This window comes from Rhizobium sp. IY2 (genome assembly GCF_047532935.1).
GTDB lineage: Bacteria > Pseudomonadota > Alphaproteobacteria > Rhizobiales > Rhizobiaceae > Rhizobium > Rhizobium anhuiense.
The window spans coordinates 1242297-1258305 of sequence record NZ_JBLKNU010000001.1; the positions used below are offsets into that span (position 1 = coordinate 1242297).

Annotated in this window: 10 protein-coding genes and 3 pseudogenes; 7 read left to right on the plus strand and 6 right to left on the minus strand. The window is 60.5% G+C overall.

Translation table 11 applies throughout. From position 1 onward, the window contains the following. Nucleotides 1-6: 6 nt before the first annotated feature. A complete protein-coding gene (locus ACMUVN_RS06085) occupies nt 7-417 on the minus strand; it encodes a hypothetical protein (RefSeq protein ID WP_047615269.1) in 411 nt (136 codons plus the stop codon). Nucleotides 418-545: 128 nt separating this feature from the next. On the opposite strand from ACMUVN_RS06085, the pseudogene ACMUVN_RS06090 reads away from it, so the two are divergent. After that, nucleotides 546-1004: pseudogene (locus tag ACMUVN_RS06090) on the plus strand (GNAT family N-acetyltransferase). A gap of 702 nt (nt 1005-1706) precedes the next feature. Further along, complete coding sequence (locus ACMUVN_RS06095) at nt 1707-3956, plus strand: M10 family metallopeptidase C-terminal domain-containing protein (protein ID WP_097623420.1); 2250 nt, start codon at nt 1707-1709, stop codon at nt 3954-3956. 189 nt (nt 3957-4145) lie between these two features. Here ACMUVN_RS06095 and ACMUVN_RS06100 read toward each other — a convergent pair. The 4 genes and pseudogenes from ACMUVN_RS06100 to ACMUVN_RS06115 form a co-directional block, all read right to left on the minus strand. Then, nucleotides 4146-4363, minus strand: a pseudogene (locus tag ACMUVN_RS06100) (ATP-binding protein); the annotation flags it as partial. Beyond that, a pseudogene (locus ACMUVN_RS06105) lies at nt 4364-5047 on the minus strand (IS5 family transposase); the annotation flags it as partial. A 78-nt stretch (nt 5048-5125) separates the two neighbouring features. Continuing rightward, the gene (locus tag ACMUVN_RS06110) at nt 5126-6343 is read right to left on the minus strand and encodes an AI-2E family transporter (RefSeq protein WP_132571832.1); all 1218 of its coding nucleotides are present in this window, start codon (nt 6341-6343) and stop codon (nt 5126-5128) included. A gap of 119 nt (nt 6344-6462) precedes the next feature. After that, nucleotides 6463-7596, minus strand: coding sequence for an esterase-like activity of phytase family protein (locus ACMUVN_RS06115; RefSeq protein ID WP_132571829.1), 1134 nt, complete (start codon nt 7594-7596; stop codon nt 6463-6465). Nucleotides 7597-8158: 562 nt separating this feature from the next. On the opposite strand from ACMUVN_RS06115, the gene ACMUVN_RS06120 reads away from it, so the two are divergent. Continuing rightward, the gene (locus tag ACMUVN_RS06120) at nt 8159-9325 is read left to right on the plus strand and encodes an acyltransferase family protein (protein WP_132571826.1); all 1167 of its coding nucleotides are present in this window, start codon (nt 8159-8161) and stop codon (nt 9323-9325) included. Between the two features lie 96 nt (nt 9326-9421). Here the strand turns inward: ACMUVN_RS06120 and parE are convergent, their stop codons facing one another. After that, nucleotides 9422-11524 carry a DNA topoisomerase IV subunit B gene (gene parE, locus ACMUVN_RS06125; RefSeq protein WP_097544316.1) on the minus strand — a complete coding sequence of 701 codons (2103 nt, stop codon included), beginning with the start codon at nt 11522-11524 and terminating at the stop codon, nt 9422-9424. A 208-nt stretch (nt 11525-11732) separates the two neighbouring features. Between parE and ACMUVN_RS06130 the strand changes: the two genes are divergently transcribed. The 4 genes from ACMUVN_RS06130 to ACMUVN_RS06145 all read left to right on the plus strand — a co-directional run bounded on the left by ACMUVN_RS06130 (nt 11733) and on the right by ACMUVN_RS06145 (nt 15941). Continuing rightward, entirely contained in the window at nt 11733-12629 is an 897-nt protein-coding gene (locus tag ACMUVN_RS06130) for a phospholipase (protein WP_047615259.1), read from the plus strand. Between the two features lie 126 nt (nt 12630-12755). Next, entirely contained in the window at nt 12756-13526 is a 771-nt protein-coding gene (tpiA, locus tag ACMUVN_RS06135) for a triose-phosphate isomerase (RefSeq protein ID WP_048338709.1), read from the plus strand. A 139-nt stretch (nt 13527-13665) separates the two neighbouring features. After that, nucleotides 13666-14169: a preprotein translocase subunit SecG gene (gene secG / locus ACMUVN_RS06140; protein WP_047615256.1), complete on the plus strand. Its 504-nt coding sequence runs from the start codon at nt 13666-13668 to the stop codon at nt 14167-14169. Between the two features lie 143 nt (nt 14170-14312). Beyond that, nucleotides 14313-15941, plus strand: coding sequence for a CTP synthase (locus ACMUVN_RS06145; RefSeq protein WP_047615254.1), 1629 nt, complete (start codon nt 14313-14315; stop codon nt 15939-15941). Nucleotides 15942-16009 lie beyond the last annotated feature (68 nt).

A 16009-nucleotide genomic window follows, 5' to 3' on the forward strand; every position in this document is an offset into this window, starting at 1 on the left:
CATGCTCTAATCGGCGAGCCGTGTCACCACCCAGGAATAGCTGGTGGAGACAAAATGCACCGGCTTGGTGAGCGTGTCCTTGACGCTCTTGCCGGAAGGCAGATGGTCGCGCACCTGCTGGGCAATATTATCGGCAAAACCAAGCAGTCCCTGCGGACGCTGTTCTGTCGCTTCAACAACAGCCGGCGGAGCGGGCGCCGGTTTCGGCGGCTCGGCGGCGGCAACGGTCTTCGGGGCCTCGCACACCGCGATTACCGAGGGATAATTGACATTCACATAGGTCTTCAGCCGGCGCTCGGCTTCGGCATCGCAGGCGGCAACAGTTTCCCAGCGTTTATCGACCGTCGCGAGATAATTGCACTGGCTGATGGAATCATCGCAGCCGAGAATGGTCATCGCGATCAGCACCGCTTGCATATTCTGCTTCCTTGACTATTGAGCATGTCATCGTCTTAGACGGCGCAATTCCAACCGAATGAAGGCAGCGGGATTAACTCTTTGTCATGTCGGCAAAAATTGTGTCCCAGTGCCAGCAGGGAGTCAGCATGTCCGTCACCATCGCCCTGGAGCCGCCGCGTCAGGCAGGTGTCATCCGGCTTCTCGATCTTTCCGATGCCTATGCGCAATCGCTCTATCCCCCTGAGAGCAACCATCTGGTCGACCTCTCCTTGCTGGAGAAACCTTCGGTGAGCTTCCTCGTCGCACGCAGCGACGACGTGATCGTCGGCTGCTGCGCGCTGGTCGAGGCCGGCGACGGCACGGCTGAGATCAAGCGCATGTTCGTCGATCCAGAGGCGAGGGGGCTGAGGATCGCCAGCGGACTGATGAATGCGCTGGAAGCGATCGCCGGGTAAATGCAGCTGAAGGCGATCCGGCTCGAAACCGGCATCTACCAGCCCGAGGCGATCAGCCTCTACCGCAAATACGGATATCGGGAGATCGAGCCTTTCGGCGCTTACCTGCCGGATCCGCTCAGCCTGTTCATGGAAAAGCGGCTGGGATGATCGCCCGCTAGGGCGGGTGACGATTTAACAGTCAGGGATTCCCAGGCTGGAGCAAATCAGATTCCACACCGACTTTTGCAGGTCGGTGATGGATTGCGACGCACTTCGAGATGATCGATGGGAGCGTATCAGCGGCTTTGTGCCGGGTCGAACCAAAGGCAAGCGCGGTTCCCGCACGGACAATCGAGCATTTTTGGAGGGGGTATGAGCGATGTGTGCGGGAGCAAATTCGCGGCCGAATCTGGTCGCTCACTTGCGCAATCGGTTTGGTCGAATCTGCCACGGCAGCCCCCATTTTCATCTCGATTAGTACCAATCTTTGGGGAAAAGCTGCCCAAAATAGCTAAATTCAGAAAAAAATTTCGATTCCGCCTTCGACGGCAGGAATCCAGTCACGCCCACTAGCTTTTTCTAATGTTTTCAATGGACGCATTTCGCTATAGTTGCAGAAAGAATAATTCGCGGTACGCGAGACATATATTTTGCCACATTTTGGGCGACTCGAAATTCACCAAATATTTCAAACCGTAACTTCGGATCGATTTAGATAATGTGGCAGCAATATGGCTATACTTCTCAAGCACTTACTGTCGCGTTGCTGTTGCGCCCTCCAAAACGTCGCCCTATAACCTCCCGCCGTAACGCCTGATTAACTAAAAATAGTAACCGGCAAAGACAACGCTAAGGTTGAGGAACAAGAACATGACGACATACTACGTAGCGACGACCGGCAGCGGCGGTAACGGCAGTGCCTCGTCTCCTTTTCGCACGATCAGCGAGGCAATGGCTGCAAACCTTAAACCCGGCGACGAGGTCGTGGTGAAGCCGGGGACCTACAACGAGAGCATCAACATCGACAAGGACGGCTCGGCGGCTGGCGACATCACGCTGCGCTCGGAAGTGCCTGGCGCAGCACTGATCCGTCCGCCCTCGGGCTCGTACACCGGGATCAGCGTCAACGCCAACTACGTGACAATCGACGGCTTCGACATCAAGGGCGGCAACGGCGACGGCATCGAAGCGAACAACGTCCATCACGTCTCAATTCTCAACAACAAGGTCCACGACAGCGGGGAGTCGGGCATTCAGTTCAACTATTCTGACTTCGTCAAGATCGTAGGGAACGAGACCTACAATAACGCGTCGTCGGGCTGGTACTCGGGCATCTCGATCTACGAGAACCGGAACATCACCGGCGATACCTCGACGACCGGCTACCGGAATATCGTGCAGAACAACATCTCGCACGACAACGTCACGAAGTCGGGTGCACACACCGATGGCAACGGCATCATCATCGACGATTTCCAGAGCACGCAGGCGAGCGGTCATCCGAACTACACGTTTAAGACCCTGGTCGACAACAACCTGGTCTACGAGAACGGCGGCAAAGGCATCCAGGTTGCCTGGAGCGACTCCGTCACGGTGCAAAACAACACCGCATACCACAACAATCAGGACCCGCTGAACGACGGCACCTGGCGCGGCGAACTCAGCAACGCGCAATCGAGCAACAACACCTGGGTCAACAACATCGCCGTAGCGGACCCATCGGTGAACAAGAACAACACTGCGGTCGATAACACGTCGTACGGCGGCTACACCAACGCCAACACCGTCTGGGCCAACAACATCACCTACAATGGGACGGCCGGCCAGTCCTCGGTCAGGACTGACGGCGGCAACGCGATGCCGAGCACGGCGAACGGCAATAAGCTCGGCGTCGACCCGAAATTCCTGGGGGCAGCGAGCGGCGACTTCCACCTCGGCTCCGGCTCGTCGGCGATCGACGGCGGAACCAACAAGTACGGCGTCGGCTCGGTCGATCTGGACGGCCACGCTCGCGTCGTTGGAACTGTCGATATGGGTGCCTACGAATCGGGCTCCAGCGCGGCACCGGGAACGCCAACCACGCCGACGAATCCGACGACGCCAACTACACCGACGAACCCGACCACGCCAACCACGCCAACTACGCCGACGACAAAGGAATTCGTCGGCACCAACGGCAACGACATCCTGCCACACACCGGTCAGTCCAACGGCGGCAACGAAACCTTCAAGGGTCTCGGCGGTAGTGACGTGTTGAAGGGCGGCGCCGGCGCGGACGTGCTCGACGGTGGTAGTGGCACCGACACGGCCAGCTATGCAGGCTCCGGCGCGGTCAACGTCAACCTGGCGACTAAGGCCGCATCGGGCGGGCAAGCCACCGGTGACAAGATCGCCAGCATCGAAAACTTGACTGGCTCCAGCTACAACGACGTGCTGACTGGCGGCAATGGCGGCAGCAACATTCTCAATGGCGGGGCTGGCGCGGACAAGCTCAGCGGCGGCGCCGGCGGGGACGTCCTCAATGGTGGTGCCGACAACGACACGGCCGGCTATGCGGGTTCTGGCGGGGTCAACGTCAACTTGGCGACTGGGGCCGCATCGGGTGGGTATGCCACCGGTGACAAGTTCGTCAGCATCGAAAACTTGACTGGCTCCAGCTACAACGACGTGCTGACCGGCAATAGCGGCAGCAACGTTCTCGATGGCGGGGCCGGCGCGGACAAGCTCAGCGGCGGCGCCGGCACGGACGTCCTCATCGGTGGTGCCGGAAAGGACATCATGACCGGCGGTATCAGCTCGGATACGTTTGTCTTCAAAACAGCGGCGGAAGCCGGGTCCGGCTCGACCCGCGACGTCATCACCGACTTCCAGCACGGCGTCGATAAGATCGATCTCCTTGCGATCGATGCGAATGGCTCTGCACAGGGCAATGGAGCCTTCCATTTCCTGGCGCAGGAGGGTGCCTCATTCGACCACAAGGCCGGCGCGCTCACTTGGCACTATGAAGACAAAGCTGATGCTACCGTTGTCCAGGGCGACCTGAACGGCGACGGTGTTCAGGACTTCCAGGTTCAGCTGCATGGCCACGTCCAGCTGGGGGCAGGCGATTTTCTCCTGTAACGATATCCGTTGTGGCGGTCGTTCGATCGCCACAACAATCGCGCTAGCGATCTGAAAATATGTCAATGGCAGAGTAATAACCAGCCACGCGACGCGCAAAAGTCGGTTACTCGGCGCGCGGATGAGTCCACCGGGAGGGCGTAGCCCGAGCGGGGTTCCCATCCGCGCGCTGCGATTTTTCGACGCGTGTCAGCCGTCCTTTCGGGCGCGGCTTTGCGCGAGGCGATAGCTGTCGCCGTTCATCTCGCGGATGTTGACTTGGTGGGTGATGCGGTCCAGCAGAGCGTCGATCAGGCGCTCAGATCCCAAGGTCTCGGTCCATTCGTCGAACGGAAGGTTGCTGGTGATCAACGTGGCAGCCGTGCGCGGTGTTGCGAGATCAGTTCGAACAATAATTCCGCACCGGGCCATATTGCGATTGCGGCGAGCTTGACGAACCTCATGAAGTTGACGAGCAGCTTGTCGTATCGGGTTGCGACGCGTCGAAGTCGTATGGGATGGAATGCTTACGCGTCGGATTGCATGGGATGACAGCTTCGGCATCCAGATTGCTGATGACTTGGCGCAATGCATTAGAATCATAGGCTTTATCGGCGAGAACGCGGCCAGCTTGGAGTCCTTCGAGCAAGGCTGAGGCCTGGGTGACATCGGCGCGCTGGCCGGGAGTGAGGATGATCCTGAGGGGCAGCCCTCTGCCATCGGTGGCCATGTGGACTTGGTGGTCAGTCCTCCTCGGGAGCGTCCCAAAGCCTGGTCCCCTTTTTGGCTGCCATCCTTTCCGGTGGCGGCGCGCACCAGCGAAGAATCGAGGGCGACATAGTCGTTGTCGGGATCCTGGACGAGATGATCGAACGCCGTCTCCCAGACGCCCGCCTTGGCCCACCGGGTGAAGCGCTTGTGGACTGTCTTGTACTTGCCGTAGCGCTCAGGCAGGTCATGCCAATGGGCTCCAGACCGCAACACTCACAAAACCGCGCTCACAAACAAAAGGTTATCGGCCCGATTCGGCTAGGATCTCTGGGCTTGCCCGGCAAAAGATCGCAGATACGACGCCATTGAGATGCCGTCGCTTGGCCATCTGAAGTCTCCAAATCAATCAATCCGGAGACCTATGCATCACACATGAAGCCTGACGTGAATCCTGAATGTCGATTGGACCTACGGCAGGTTCAGCCTTCGGCAACGCGCGGGATCGGTTTCGACGAGCCGGGGATTGCCGGCGGGGCCTGTTCGTCGATGAGGAGCTGCGGTCCCGTCTCGCTCTTGTCGGCATTGCGGGCCTCGTGGATCCATTCGCGCCAGATGGCGACGATCAGCGCCATCAGCACCGGGCCGATGAAGAGGCCGAGGAAACCCATTGTCTTGACGCCGCCGACGAGGCCGAAGAAGGTCGGCAGGAAGGGCAGCTTGATCGGACCGCCGACGAGCTTCGGCCGCAGCGTCTTGTCGACGATGAAAAGTTCGACCGTACCCCAGACGAAAAGACCGATGCCGGCGACATGCGAGCCGCTGGCCAGCAGATAGACGGAGACCAGCGTGAAGGAGAGCGGCGCGCCGCCCGGTATCAGCGCCATCACGCCCGTCAGCACGCCGAGGGTGACCGGCGACGGCACGCCGGCGATCCAATAGGCGAGCCCGAGCACGATGCCTTCGCCGATCGCGATCAGCGTCATGCCCATGACGGTGGAGCTGATCGTCGCCGGCACGACCCGAGAAATGCGTTCCCAGCGGTTCGGCAGGATGCGCTCGCCGAGCATGTCGATCTGCTTGGAAAAGGAGAAACCGTCGCGATAGACGAAGAACAGCGCGATCAGCATGAAGAGCAGCGTCAGCAGCAGATGGAAGGCGCCGCCGCCGGCCGCAAGCACGGCACGATAGATATTGCCGATATTGGCGCCGCTGACCGCCTGAATGACCTCACCCAGGGCGCCGGGACTGCCGATATATTTGGTCCAGGCTTCATCGAGATAGGCGCCGGCCAAAGGCAGCGCGACGATCCAGTCCGGTGTCGGGGCGCCGGCGCGGTTGGCGTGGATCGCCCAGGTGACCCAGGTGCGCACTTCGCCCGTTGTATAAGTGACCGCAAGCCCGATCGGGATGACCAGGAAGGTGATGATCATGATGATGGCGATGGTGGCGGCGATCGTCGTGTTGCCGCCGACGCGGGCAAGAAGCTTACGGTAGAGTGGCCAGCTGGCAAAGCCGATGACGAGGGCTGCGAGCACCGGCACGAGGAAGCCGTAGAAGAAATAAACGCCGGCGGCGACGATCAGAACCAGCAGCCAGCGCGCCGCCGAGATGGAGGGAATCAGCGGCGTGCGTGTTTGCGCCGACGATCCGAGCCATCGCGGTTCATGATTGCTTTTCTGACGGTCGAATACACCCACGCGCGCCTCTTCTTATTCTTGTACTCTGGTTATGGGCCATGATCCCGACGGTTTCAAGGTCCGCAACGTGAAAGCGTATACAAAGCGTCGCTATTCGACTCTCAGAATCGAACGTCTTACTACTGCGGACGGCGCAAGACCTTGAAGGCGTAGAATTGCGTCTTTTGGCTGGGCGAGAAATTATTGTCAGAGCCGAGAATGAGGACATCGGCGTCGTCCTTGGCCTTGCCCAGCGACATGGCCTCGATATTGTCGGGAACAAGGCCGATCGCCCTCAGATCAAGGACCTGGCTCTTGCGGGCAGGGACGACGCGCTGGTCGTTTTTGGCGAGTGACGGCATGGTTGATACGTCGGTGGCATCGGCCAGATCCATCATCATGATCTTGATGGTGTTGCCGAAGCCCTGGGCATAGCTGCGCTCGACGGCGAGCAGCCGATGATCGTCGAGGGCAAGCATCTCGGACATGCCGTTGTCATTGCCGCCTTCGGCCTTGGTGGCGGCCTGCGGGATCGGCGAGACGGGGTAGACGTACTGAGCCTTCGGCTCACCGGTGGCGCCGTCGTAACGGATGATGCGCGACAGGCTGCCCGACGTCAGTGAGGGGTTCGGGCCGTCCTGGTAGAGGGCAGCTTCGACGCCGACGAAAACATCGCCCGAGGGCGCGACTGCGAGATCCTCGAAGGCGAGGTTGTCGCGGATGCCGGTCGACTTGTCGGCGGTCGGCGCAAAGCCCTCCGGCAGCTTGAATTCGCGGACGAAGGAACCGTCCGGCGAAGCGACGCGGACGAAGGGTGCAAGCAACGCCTTGCCGTCGCCTTCGCTGCCCCAATAGATGCCGTCCTTGCCGAGGCGGATCGATTCCGGATCGACGGTCCTGGCAGCGAAGGGCTCACCGTTCTTATCTTTCAAAGTGACTTGCTTGACCACCGAAACGCTCTTGAGACCCGATGCGTCGACATCGACGTCGAGTTCATAGAAGCGGGCAGGGCCTCTTTCCGAGCGGTCGTCGCTGATGGCGATGTAGTGACCGGTGGCGGCATCGAAATCGAGACCTGATATGCCGCCGAATTCGACGCCGTTTTCCATATGGCCGGGGATGACAAATTCGCCGAGATAGGAGAGCGAAATGCCGGCGGCGCAATCGCCGAAGGGGCAGGCAGTCTCGACGGTGGCGCCGATCTCGGTGGCGCTGACGGCGACGGTGCTGGACAGGAAAACGAAAGCGGCAGCCGCGAGAAAACGCTTGGTCATGACAAATATCCGGCAAGGGGTCTGAAAACGGTTCGAAACGGCACCGCCGCTCCCCCAAGGGAAGGCGCGCCAACCGCTTCATCCGCCGGTTGTTTGACGGAGTTGTTACGGTTCTTCGTCAGTTCCGTGAAATCGTCGATGCTAAAATGCGGTGCGCCGAACCGTTTTCACCCGCACCCAAGCGCATTCAGCGCTTTCGATCTAGAGTGCATTTTTATCACATTGTTTCTCCTAATGCGGGAAAAACAGAAATTACCTTGCAATTGCAAATTCAATTTGTAGTCTTCTTTTTGAGGTCATCGCCGCTGAATTGCAACTTCGCAGATGGTATTTGTGATCTAACGTGAGAGACCAGCGAGGCGGCAGATCAACGCTCGGGTCTAAGCAACTCTGACGTCCAAGCCGAGATTTCCGACGGTAGATGGCAGAGGCTTGGCGAGGTCACGCCTGTACCCGGCATGCCGGTCGAAGCTTTCATCAGGCCAGGGAGCGGACTGCTGGCCTATCTGACAAAGCCGTTCATGGATCAGGTCGCACGGGCGTTCAAGGAAGATTGAGAAAGATGCGGCGCTTTGATCAAAGACCAGGGGAAGAAAGGCTCCTAACCACTGCCGACGCATTAGCCCGTTCCGTATTCCCTGCGGCTGCGCGTCCCGGTCCGAGCGATACGCAGGATCTAGGTCACGGTGCAGGTCAAGCGAAAGACCGCTTTATCTTTCTGGATGAGCTTCGAGGACTGGCTGCGCTATCAGTGGTTCTCTTGCATGCCAGCCAGCTTTTCAGCTTTCGGCTCAACTCCCACCCCTCCTTGGCCGTGGATTTCTTCTTTTGCCTGAGTGGCTTCGTTCTCGCAAATGGATACGACCAAAAGCTAAAGGCGGGTGCTCTGGGGAGCAGGGCATTCTTGCTGAAGCGCGTGGTACGGCTTTATCCCATGATGGTGGTTGGCGTCGCCTTGGGCGTCCTCGCGTCGCAATTTGCTTTGACGCCCAATATTGCTCTCGCCGAGGTCTCGATTCTTGCTGTGGGCGCATTATTCCTATTGCCCCTGGGGCTCTTGGTAGGGCAGGAGGCCTTCGCGATCAACAACCCACTCTGGTCCATCTGCTTTGAAATGGTCGCTAGCGTGGTTTACGGCTCAGTCGCTCACCGTCGGATACATTTTTGGCATGAGATAGCGGTCTTCGCGTTGTTGGCCGCAGCGCTTTTCCAAGTTGTCATGTTCGAGGGTGCTATCGGGCCGGTTGGTTTTGCGAACTGGCGAGCATTCTTCGAAGGATTTGTCAGGGTCGGCTTTTCGTTTCTTGCCGGCGTCTTGATCTTCCGCTGGAATATCCATCGTCGCGTCGGGGCTGTTCGACCTCAGATCCCGCTTTTCGTCCTGATCGCCGTGCTATTTTTCCCCTTTGCCGTCCCGAGTGACGTCTACGATTTCACTTGCATCGCGGTCATAATTCCGATCGTGGTCACGCTAGCTTCAGCAGTACCGCAGGGCGCGGAGCGGCCGTTCGCTGTCTATCTCGGGCAGTTGTCTTATCCCCTGTATGTCGTCCATCTGCCTGTTATTCAGTTCGGCGATCATTTCCAAAACCTCACCGATGGCTTCATTCCATTGCCGGTCACGGTGAGCGGGACGCTCCTGGTCGCTGTCGGGGTGGCACATTTTTTACACGGTTGCTTCGATGCGCCCCTTCGCGCGTACTTGGGCCGCAAGTTTCTCTTGAACTAGTTTAATTGCTCTCAAGCCTGTCATTGCTTTTTGGACACGGCTCGGTCCTATGAGCGCGATTATTGAAGCAAACTAGCTGGCAGGTGTCGCCCTGCTCTAGATATCGAGATTCTCCGCGAAGGCCGCGCGCTCCTGGATGAAGCGGAAGCGGGCTTCCGGTTTGGTGCCCATCAGATCGTCGACGGCGCTGCGGGTGCCTTCGAAATCCACCTCGTCGATCAGCACCTTGAGCAGGGTACGCTTGGACGGGTCCATGGTGGTTTCCTTGAGCTGGGCGGGCATCATCTCGCCGAGACCTTTGAAGCGGCTGATCTCGACCTTGGCCTTACCCTTGAATTCCGTCTGCATCAGCTCGGCACGATGGTTGTCGTCGCGGGCATAGGCGGATTTCGAGCCTTGGGTGATCTTGTAAAGGGGCGGCACGGCGAGGAAGAGGTGGCCGCCGCGCACCAGTTCCGGCATCTCCTGATAGAAGAAGGTGATGAGCAGCGAGGCGATATGGGCGCCGTCGACGTCGGCATCGGTCATGACGATGATGCGCTCGTAGCGCAGGTCTTCGTCGCGGTATTTCGAGCGTGTGCCGCAGCCGAGCGCCTGGATGAGATCGGCGAGCTGCTGGTTGGCGCCGAGTTTTTCGCGGCCGGCGCTGGCCACGTTGAGGATCTTGCCGCGCAGCGGCAGAATGGCCTGGTTGGCGCGGTTGCGCGCCTGCTTGGCCGACCCACCTGCCGAGTCACCCTCGACGATGAAGAGTTCGGCACCCTCGGCGGTGTTTTGCGAGCAGTCGGCGAGCTTGCCGGGCAGGCGCAATTTACGCACCGCCGTCTTGCGGTTGACTTCCTTTTCCTTGCGGCGGCGCAGACGCTCCTCGGCGCGCTCGATCACCCAGTCGAGCAGCTTGGCTGACTCGTTCGGATTGTCGGCAAGGTAATGGTCGAAGGGATCGCGCAGCGCATTCTCGACGATGCGCTGGGCCTCGACGGTGGCAAGCTTGTCCTTGGTCTGGCCGACGAATTCCGGCTCGCGGATGAACACCGACAGCATCCCGACGGCCGAGATCATCACGTCATCGGTGGTGATCTGGGCGGCGCGCTTGTTCTGCGTCAGCTCGGCATAGGCTTTCAGGCCCTTGGTCAGCGCGATGCGCAGGCCGGCCTCATGCGTGCCGCCTTCGGGGGTCGGGATGGTGTTGCAGTAGGAATGCACCTGCGGATCGCCGCCATACCAGGTGATCGCCCATTCCATCGAGCCGTGGCCGCTCACCTTCTCGGTCTTGCCGGCGAAGATCTCGCGGGTGACGGTGAACTCCTTGCCCATCGTCGCCTGCAGGTAATCCTTCAGGCCGCCGGGGAAGTGGAAGACGGCCTTGTCGGGCACTTCGGAGCCTTCGGGCAGCACGCCCGGCTCGCAGCTCCAGCGGATTTCGACGCCGCCGAACAGATAGGCCTTCGAGCGCGCCATGCGAAAGACGCGGGCGGCATCGAACTTCATGTGATCCCCAAAGATCTGGGGATCGGGATGGAAGCGCACGCGGGTGCCGCGGCGATTGTGGACGTCGCCCAGCTCTTCGAGCCCACCCTGCGGCAGGCCGCGGGAGAAACGCTGGCGGTAGAGCTTGCGGTTGCGCGCCACTTCGACCTCGAGGTCGTCGGAAAGCGCGTTGACGACGGAGACGCCGACGCCGTGCAGGCCGCCCGAGGTCTCGTAGGCCTTGCCGTCGAATTTGCCACCGGCATGCAGCTTGGTCATGATGACTTCGAGAGTCGACTTGCCCGGCACCTGCGGATGGTTCTCGACCGGGATGCCGCGGCCGTTGTCGGAGACGGTGAGATAACCCTCGAGATCAAGATAGACCTCGATGAAATTGGCGTGGCCGGCGACCGCCTCGTCCATCGCATTGTCGATGACTTCGGCAAACAGGTGGTGCAGCGCCTTTTCATCGGTGCCGCCGATATACATGCCCGGGCGCATGCGCACCGGCTCGAGGCCTTCGAGGACGCGGATCGACGAGGCACCGTATTCATCCGAGTTGGAGGCGGCGGGCGCCGGACGCGCTGACGCCCCGCCAGCAGAGGGCGCTGCAGCGACGGCGGGCGCAGCCGTTACCGACGGCCGCTCGGCCAGAGCGGCAGGCTTCTGCGCCTCCTCGCGTTTTTCAGAGAGGGGCATTCCGGAAAAAAGGTCGTTGCTATCGTCCATGGAGCCGTTCAGATCTTCATCCTGTCTTAGGTCTGGCATTCCCGTCGACCCAAAATCACCGCATTTCATGCCACGTTTGCGAATCAGGCAGATTTTGCCAGAAAGCACCTCTATACGCGACACCGCCTGACTTGGCGGGTTTTTCCCAAATGATTTGCGTTGCCGGGCGCGGAATGGCAAGCGGCGGCAGGCTTCAGGAACCATCCGAATGCGAATGTCCACAAGTCATTGCACCATCATCACTGCAATTGCGGCGTTTTTCTTGTCCGTAGCCGTCCTCTCCGCCGTCGGCGCGCAGGCAGCCGATGCGCTGCCGCCCTTCAAGGACGATCTGTTTTCGAAGCAGACCGTGCTGCAGACGGGTGATGACGGCGCCTTCGAGGTCCTCGACTATGACGAGATGCGCGATATCAACGGCCGCGACCAGATCCCGCAAAAGCGGGTGCAGCAGAAATATGTGGCGCTCGGCATCCGCAAGGCCCAAGCCGACGAGACGCTGTCTCTCGATGGCGTCATGCTCGATGTCACCAGGGTGGGACCGGCCGGGAATGCCGCCTTCACGGTGATCTTCATCCATGGCCGCGACGGCGACCGGCGGCTCGGGGCCAACGACTACAGCTTCGGCGGCAATTTCAATCGGCTGAAGAACCTGGTCGCCGGCAATGGCGGCGTTTATTATTCGCCGACGGTCAGGAGTTTCGACAGTAGCGGCGTTGCCGTAATTGCCAGCCTGATCCGCTATGCCGGCGCGCAATCGCCCGGCCGGCCGATCATCCTTTCCTGCGCCTCGATGGGCAGCCAGGTCTGCTGGGGCATTGCGCGCGACGCTGACAGCGTCAAGCGGCTGAAGGGCATGCTTGTTATGAGCGGGGTCACTGACCCTGATTTCACCAGGAGCGCCTTCTACAAGGCGAAGCTGCCGCTGTGGTTTGCCCATGGCAGCCGCGATCCGGTCTACGCCGCCGCCAACCAGCAGGCGCTGTTCGAAAACCTGCACAAGGCGAAATATCCGACGCGCTTCACGCTGTTTCAGACCGGCAATCACGGGACGCCGATCCGGATGATCGACTGGCGTAACGTGTTGAACTGGATTCTTGCCAGTTAGCGGCTGGTTTTCGGCAGAAATATACGCGGGACCGCTGAGATTCCCCTTACGTCAAGGGCATGATGCTTTTCTTTGCCGCGCGCTTTTGATATTGCCCAAGGCATAAGCAGATTTTGGAAGGCTGGCATGACACCTGACGTGCGCCCGCTTGTGGCGGGAAACTGGAAAATGAATGGCATGCGTGCCTCCCTGGATCAGATCAAGGCGATCGCCGAGGGCGTTCGTTCGCCGCTGGCTGACAAGGTCGAAGCGCTGATCTGCCCGCCGACGACGCTGCTCTATGTGGCGACGGCGCTCTGCACCGACAGTCCGCTGGCGATCGGCGCTCAGGACTGCCACCAGAAGCCATCCGGCGCCCATACCGGCGACATTTCGGCCGAGATGATTGCCGATTGTTTCGGCACCTATGTCATCGTCGGCCATTCCGAGCGGCGTACCGACCATGCCGAGACGGATCATCTGGTCCGCGCCAAGGCGGAAGCCGCCTTCGCCGCGGAGCTGACGGCGATCATCTGCATCGGCGAGACGGCGGATGAACGCCGGACCGGCCAGGCGCTCGATGTCATCAAACGCCAGCTCTCCGGCTCGGTTCCGGACGCCGCCACCGCCGAGAACACCGTCATCGCCTACGAGCCGATCTGGGCGATCGGCACCGGCGTGACGCCGACATCAGGCGATGTCGAGAAGGCGCACGCCTTCATGCGGGCAGAGCTTGTGGCCCGCTTCGGCGATGAAGGCCGCAAGATGCGTCTGCTCTATGGCGGCTCGGTCAAGCCGGCCAATGCCGGGGAGCTGATGGGCATCGCCAATGTCGACGGCGCGCTGATCGGCGGGGCGAGCTTGAAAGCGGCAGACTTCCTCGCCATCTACCGGGCCTATGAGGCGCTGCTCGCCTGAGGCATTGTTTATTCCTGGGTTTATTCGTTTATTCCAGGGCGTATTCCGGGCCGAAGGGCTTGGAATAGATCAAAGCCTCATGTAAAGAGCCGCCAGAATTCTTAACTTTGTCCGTCTCCAGGCGGGCAGGACTGGACCCATGCAGACAGTATTGATTGTCATCCATCTCATGATCGTGCTCGCCCTCGTCGGCGTCGTGCTCATCCAGCGCTCGGAAGGCGGCGGCCTCGGCATCGGCGGCGGTTCGGGCTTCATGTCGGCCCGCGGCACGGCTAATGCGCTGACGCGCACGACCGCGATCCTTGCGACCCTGTTCTTCCTGACTTCGCTCGGCCTCGGCATTCTGACGCGTTACGAAGGCCGCCCGAGCGACATTCTCGACCGCATTCCGGCAACAAGCGGCCAGGGCAACGGTATTCTCGATTCGCTCGGTGGCGGCGCACAGGCTCCGGCAAGTCAGCCGGCCGGCAACGGCGTTCCGAGCAGCGGGGCTGCGACGCCCGCACCGCAGGCTCCCGCCGCTCAAGCTCCCGTAACTGGCGCTCCGGTGACTCAGGCCCCTGCAGCTACCGCACCTGCAACGACTACCCCGGCAGTTCCGGCCGCGCCGGCTCAGCCCTCCGGTGTCCCGACGGGACAATAAACCGGTCTTCGACATAAACCGCCGGCAGGCCCTCGGGTCTGCCGGTTTTCTTTTGTTCAGATTCCCGCGTCACGCTCCGAAAGTTCTGGAAAAGAATTTTTGGGCTGGTGGAATCGTTTTTGAAAAGGTATCCGGTGAATCCCATGGCGCGATACGTATTCATCACTGGCGGCGTGGTTTCCTCTCTCGGAAAAGGAATCGCGGCCGCGGCTCTCGGAGCGTTGCTGCAGGCCCGTGGATATCGGGTCAGGCTTCGCAAGCTCGATCCCTATCTGAACGTGGACCCGGGCACCATGAGCCCGACCCAGCACGGCGAGGTCTTCGTCACCGACGACGGCGCGGAAACCGATCTCGATCTCGGTCACTACGAACGCTTCACGGGGCGTTCGGCGACCAAGACCGACAACATCACCACCGGCCGCATCTACAAGAACATCATCGACAAGGAACGGCGCGGCGACTATCTCGGCGCGACGGTGCAGGTCATCCCGCACGTCACCAACGAGATCAAGGATTTCGTTGTCGAGGGCAATGACGACTACGACTTCGTCATCTGCGAGATCGGCGGTACGGTCGGCGACATCGAGGCGATGCCGTTCATGGAGGCGATCCGCCAGCTCGGCAATGACCTGCCGCGCGGCACCGCTGTCTATGTCCACCTGACGCTCATGCCCTATATTCCGGCGGCCGGCGAGCTCAAGACCAAGCCGACCCAGCATTCGGTGAAGGAACTGCAGGCGCTCGGCATTCATCCCGATATCCTGCTGGTGCGCGCCGACCGCGAAATTCCGGAGGCAGAGCGCCGCAAGCTGTCGCTGTTCTGCAACGTGCGTCCGTCCGCCGTCATCCAGGCGCTCGACGTCGCCAACATCTATGACGTGCCGATGGCCTACCACCGGGAAGGTCTCGACGACGAAGTGCTCGCCGCATTCGGCATCGAGCCGGCGCCGAAGCCGCGCCTCGACCAGTGGGAAGAGGTCTGCAATCGGATCCGCACGCCGGAAGGCGAGGTAACGATCGCGATCGTCGGCAAATACACCGGCCTCAAGGATGCCTATAAGTCGCTGATCGAGGCGCTGCATCACGGTGGCATCGCCAATCGCGTCAAGGTCAAGCTCGAATGGATCGAATCCGAGGTCTTCGAAAAGGAGGATCCGGCGCCTTATCTCGAAAAGGTGCACGGCATCCTCGTGCCGGGCGGCTTCGGTGAGCGCGGTTCGGAAGGCAAGATCCATGCGGCCCGCTTTGCCCGCGAGCGCAAGGTGCCGTATTTCGGCATCTGCTTCGGCATGCAGATGGCGGTGATCGAGGCGGCGCGCAATCTTGCCGATGTGCCGGCCGCATCCTCGACGGAATTCGGCCCGACGAAAGAGCCGGTGGTCGGCCTGATGACCGAATGGATCAAGGGCAACGAACTGCAGAAGCGGACAGCGGCCGGCGATCTCGGCGGCACAATGCGCCTTGGCGCCTACAAGGCGGCGCTGAAGAAGGGCACGAAGATCTCGGAGATTTATGGCTCGACCGATATTTCCGAGCGTCATCGCCATCGCTATGAGGTCAATATCGACTACAAGGACCGGCTGGAGAACTGCGGCCTCGTCTTCTCCGGCATGTCGCCGGACGGCGTGCTGCCGGAGACGATCGAATATCCCGATCATCCCTGGTTCATCGGCGTGCAGTATCACCCGGAACTGAAGAGCCGGCCGCTCGACCCGCATCCGCTGTTTGCCAGCTTCATCGAAGCGGCGACGGAACAGAGCCGTCTCGTCTGATGAAAGTCGCACCAGATCGCGCGGTTAGGCGCGATCTGGACTAGGTCCGGATGCTCTGCCGGATCAAC